The sequence below is a fragment of the Aquabacterium sp. genome, assembly GCF_004297345.1.
Lineage (GTDB): Bacteria > Pseudomonadota > Gammaproteobacteria > Burkholderiales > Burkholderiaceae_C > Aquabacterium.
Genome location: NZ_SCTN01000091.1, coordinates 1 through 4,721, shown reverse-complemented (window position 1 = coordinate 4,721; position 4,721 = coordinate 1). Strand labels below are relative to the sequence as shown.

Annotated in this window: 4 protein-coding genes; 1 reads left to right on the top strand and 3 read right to left on the bottom strand. The window is 62.4% G+C overall.

Annotation, left to right across the window (positions count from 1 at the left end):
* Positions 1-1,475 (top strand): glycosyltransferase family 39 protein (locus EPO09_RS02610; RefSeq protein WP_290639857.1); only part of this gene is annotated, 1,475 nt, incomplete at its 5' end.
* Here EPO09_RS02610 and EPO09_RS02605 read toward each other — a convergent pair.
* The 3 genes from EPO09_RS02605 to EPO09_RS02595 all read right to left on the bottom strand — a co-directional run.
* The gene (locus tag EPO09_RS02605; RefSeq protein WP_290639855.1) at positions 1,454-3,394 is read right to left on the bottom strand and encodes a DUF6701 domain-containing protein; all 1,941 of its coding nucleotides are present in this window, start codon (positions 3,392-3,394) and stop codon (positions 1,454-1,456) included. The two genes, EPO09_RS02610 and EPO09_RS02605, sit on opposite strands and share 22 nt — an antisense overlap.
* Positions 3,395-3,433: 39 nt before the next feature.
* Complete coding sequence (locus tag EPO09_RS02600; RefSeq protein WP_290639853.1) at positions 3,434-3,853, bottom strand: agglutinin biogenesis protein MshP; 420 nt, start codon at positions 3,851-3,853, stop codon at positions 3,434-3,436.
* On the bottom strand, positions 3,850-4,721 hold an 872-nt coding region (locus tag EPO09_RS02595; RefSeq protein WP_290639851.1), incomplete at its 5' end, for a hypothetical protein. The genes EPO09_RS02595 and EPO09_RS02600, both read right to left, overlap by 4 nt.

The following is a 4,721-nucleotide window of genomic DNA, read 5'->3' as shown; positions in this document are numbered from 1 at the left end:
CCGCCCTGCTGGTGCTGCACCTCCTGATCTGGACAGCCCTGCCGCTGCTGGTTTCGCGCAACCTGCCGCTGGACGTGGTCGAGGCCCTGGCCTGGGGCCGCGAGTGGCAATGGGGCTATTACAAGCACCCGCCGCTCTCGGGCTGGCTGGCCGAGATGGCGCGCCTGGGGCCCTCGAACTGGAGCTTGTTCCTGCTGGCGCAACTCATGGTGACAGGCGGCATGGCGGCCAGTTGGGTACTCGGGCGCGAGCTGCTGGGCACGCGCCTGGCCACGCTGGGCCTGATGGCCACGGAGGGCATCCACTACTTCAACATGTCCAGCACCGAGTTCAACGCCAACGTGGTGATGTTCCCGCTGTGGGCCCTCGCCTCGCTATGCGGCTGGCGCGCGCTGCGCAGCAACAAGCTGGGCTGGTGGATCGGGCTGGGGCTGTGCTGCGGATTGGGTACGCTGGGCAAGTATGTTTTCCTGCTGCTACCGGCCTGCCTGGTGCTCTACACCTGGATCAACCCGGTGGCACGCCAGGTCTGGCGCAGCGCAGGCCCCTGGGCTGCGGCAGCGGTATGCCTGCTGGTGATAGCGCCACACCTGAAGTGGGCCATCGACCACGACTGGGCCACGCTGCAATACGCCATCGGCCGTGGCCACAGCGACGAACTGGCGCAGCAAGGCAGTTGGCGCCAGGAGTTCATCAACTTCGTGCTGGCGCAGGCCTTGACCTTGTTGCCCGCCTGGGCGCTGCTGCGCACCTTGGGTGCCAGCCAACCCACGCAACGCCCGGCGCATGAGCGCTGGCTGCTGTTCACGCTGGGGTTGGCCCCGCTGCTGCTCATCATGCTGGCGGCCACGCTGGCGCAGGCCAAGATGCTACACATGTGGGCCTCGCCTTTTTTCCTTTGTGCCGCGCCTTTGTGGCTGGCCTGGCGCCAGCCTGACTCGCTGAACATCCGCCGGTTCAGCTGGGCCTGGTTACTGTGGATGCTGGTAACCGTGTCGATCTTCGCCAGCACCGCCGTGCTGGGCCCACAAAAGAAGCACAAGCTGGATCGCACCGGCTACCCAGGCCTGGAAATCGCCACCATCCTGACGACCAAATGGCATGCGCAGACCGGGCAAGCCCTGGCCATCGTGGCGGGGGAAGAGTTCGTGGCCGGCACGGTGGCGCACTACAGCGCTGACCGCCCTTCGGTGTTCTACGACGCCGATTTCAGCGAGTCCCTGTGGCTGCGCCCCGAGCAAGTCGCGCAACACGGTGCGGTGTTCGTGTGGCCGCTCAGCCGCGGCGAGATCGACGTGGCCGATCTGCCGCCAGACAGCCAAACGCAGGTGGGGCCGCTACTGGCGCGCTACCCCAAGCTCCAGGCGCAACCGACACTGCTGGTGCACAGCCACTGGATGGGCAAGCCCTACACGGTGGCCGTGGCATGGGCCATCTTGCCGCCCACGGCGACTCAGAACTTCTCGGCCCGATAGACGTAGGGGCTGCGCAGGGTGCCAAATGTCAGGCGGGCGCTCGGGTCTTTGTCATAGCTGCTGGAGCATGAGGCAGAACCCAGGTAGCCGCTCAACGCATTGAGCGGGGTGCCGACGCTGCTGGTCGCGAGCACGCAGTTGTTGTCGACTGCGCCCATCTTGATCGCCACATTGTTCGCCGCGGTGGCATTGAGCATCAACGCCCCAACACCGTTGCTCAACGTGGTGCTGGTGTTCTTGGCTGTGGGCCTGGGCAAGGTGCTCGCGGCAATCGTGCCCGCATTGAAATTGACGACCGTGCACACGTCATCGGTATTGGTGACAAAGGACGAACCGTTCCAGTATTGCGCAGCGATCTGCAAAGATGCAGGAGACACCGACGTGCCCTGCCCATCGGACAGCTTCAATACGCCATAGCGCAACTTGGTAGCCGCCGAGTCACACGTTGTGGTGCCCGCCGCAGCCACGCCATTGCAGGTCGTGATGTTGGCATCGCTGGAGGTCACACGCACTTGAAACGACTCATAGCTGGGAGGCGCGGCCGACACCGATGAAAGCCCGGCGGGCCGCGTTGTCGCTGTGGATGTGGCGCTCAAAGCGTACTCGCCACCATTGGCCGTGCCAAAGGTCGAGTCAGCGGCCCAGGTGGGCGACGAGATCGAGAGCGGGTTGATCGTGGCCGCACCGCTGTTGAGTTGAGAGAAGGTGAACGTCGGTTTGCCCGACGCGCTGGAGGTCAAGCGGGTCATGCGGTTACCAAGCGCATTGAATGCATCAATGGTCACGGCATAAGTCAAAGGCTGACCAAAGTAAGTGAACTTGCTGTTGCAAGCAGGCGTGATCGTATGCGTGGCCGTGTAGTGGTGCGCGATGAAGGTAGGCGTAGTGGTGCTCGTGTTGCCGATATTGCACCCATACTGCCCGCCCGACAGTGTGTTTGAACTCGATCCGCTGATGCAGTCATTACCCGCCACATCCCCCGACCCCGAGTTGGCCACATAGGTGTTGTCCGCGATGGCACCTGCGGGAATGGTCAACTGTCCAAAATCGGTGTAGTTGAAGTTGCTGCCGCTGGCGATACCCGCCACCGCCGCACTGAAGCTGCCCGTAAATGATCCCGCAGAAATGGCCGATGGCTTCCAGTCCGTGAAGCCTGTGGTGGTAATGCTGGGTGTGCCGGTATAGCCTGTGATGGTCGCGCCACTACCGCTGACGGCCTTCGCCGTCATCGTGTAGTTGCTGCCTGCCGCCTGCGTAGCCCCACTGGCTGGCGTAGAGGTAATCGTGAAAGAGGCGGGTCGAACGGTGAACGAGTCCGTCGAACACATGGTGGCCGATTGGCAACTGCCGTTGTAGCAAGCCTTGCCATAGAGCCGGACCTTGGCCTTGCCCAGCGCCTGAGGGACGAGGAAAGTGAAGTAGGTCTTGCGCCCCTGCTCACCGCCATTCCAATAGTAATAACCGCTGCCCGAACTGCCCACGCCGCCGCCATATGCATGCGTGGTCGGGGAACCGATGGTCACGCCACTGACCTGACAGCCGTCACCGATAGAGCCACTGCACGCGGACGAGCAGCCGGGCGCACTCAAATCGACCAGATCGATGTTCGCGTCACCGCTCGCGTACGTGCCACTCACCGACTGCTGAATGGACGTGTTATCGGTCATGTAGAAGCCGGCCAGGATATCCAGGTCGAACGACACGCCTGCAATCTTGGTGTAAATCGGGAGGTTCGATGGCGTTACGCCCGAAACCGACGTGGGAAAGGTCGTATTCCTCTCGGCCGCATCAAAGTAACCGCCCTTGATGTTGTATGACGCGCATCCGGCAAAAACCAGCGGAAACAGGAACAGTGCGATGAGGCGCTGCCGCTTGCGGCACAACGCCAGGCAGGCCTTGAATTTGTCTGTGATGTTCATCGCGGTCATCTCCTGGTTCTCCTTGGCAGGCACACCACCTCATGGGTACTGCACAACCATCTCGACCTGCCTCTCAACGTAGCTGACATTGGGCGACGTCGTATTAGGGCAAGCCCCGCCAGAGGGCTGATTACAAGCGGTTGCCGTGACTTTGTACAGAGGCGCCTTGGAACTGTCACACGTCACCGTGACGGTGATCCCTTGCAGCGAGGCGGCCGTGGCCGGCAAGGTGTTGGACGTGGTCGCCGCACAGGATGGCCCGCCCTGTGTCACCTGATAAGCCCCCCACTCCAGGCCACTGCGCGCAGCCATCAAGGTGCGGGCCCCCTGAATGTCTGCGGCAGAACCGAGTTGCTGCATGGGAATAAAGCTTGACGCAAATGCGCCCAGCCCGGCCAGTACGACAAGAATGATGATCGCCGTGATGAGCGCAAAACCGCCTTGCAAGCGCTGTTTCATGGTGTGTTGTCCACGTGGATTTCGCGCATCAGCGTGACGCTATCGACGCCGGAGCTGTCTGTCAGCGTGAGCGATACGATCAGGACGCCGAAGGTCTGCGCAGAGGCCGGGTAGCTGACACTGCACCCGGCATTGGTGGCCACAATGGTGGATGAACCGCCCCCCGTTGCTGCCGCGGCAGCCGCAGCCGGGGTGCCAAACAGGCCGTAGTTCCAGTAGCGCTTCATCGTGCCCTTGCTCGGCGCAACCGTGCACGCATAGATGACGGCCTTGGTGTTGCCTGGCACGACTTGAAAGCGCGAGGTGGACGGCGCGGGAAAGCCAAACACATTCAGGCCCAAAGCACCTGAGGTCAGTGTCGCCAGGCTGCCTGCCAGGCTGCTCACACGGGAGATGTTGCAGTTCGTCAGCGAAGCGCACCCATAGGCGTTGTATTGGCTGGTGATGTCGTTGTTGTTGGTGTTGTTCAAGACGATGTAGTCGCCCACCGCCATAGCCGGGTTGCTTGGCATGGGGCTGGTCACCGTGAGCTGGCAATTGGCCGGGGTGACCAGGCAGGTGGTCAGGCCGGTAAAGAAGCCAGGGGTCGTAGAGAAGGCGCCGCCGCCACTGGTGGCGATGTACTCGATATAGCAAGTGCCTGAAACGCATGAGCCGACATTTCCTGCCGAATCGGATATGCGCAGGCTGTTAGGCACACCGTGGCGCAACTCCCGAGTCAGACGGCGCAAGGCCAGATCAGCCGCATCGGTCAACTCGGCGCGCCGGGCTGAGTCGAAATAGCCCTTCACGGGCCCCATGATGATTTGCGCGACGATGCCAGACAGGATGCCGGTCAGCACCATGGCCATGATCATCTCGATCAGCG

Bases quoted from the DNA above. Each gene is read 5' to 3' on its own strand.
- EPO09_RS02605 (WP_290639855.1), bottom strand. From the start codon at position 3,394: ATGAACATCACAGACAAATTCAAGGCCTGCCTGGCGTTGTGCCGCAAG.
- EPO09_RS02600 (WP_290639853.1), bottom strand. From the start codon at position 3,853: ATGAAACAGCGCTTGCAAGGCGGTTTTGCGCTCATCACGGCGATCATC.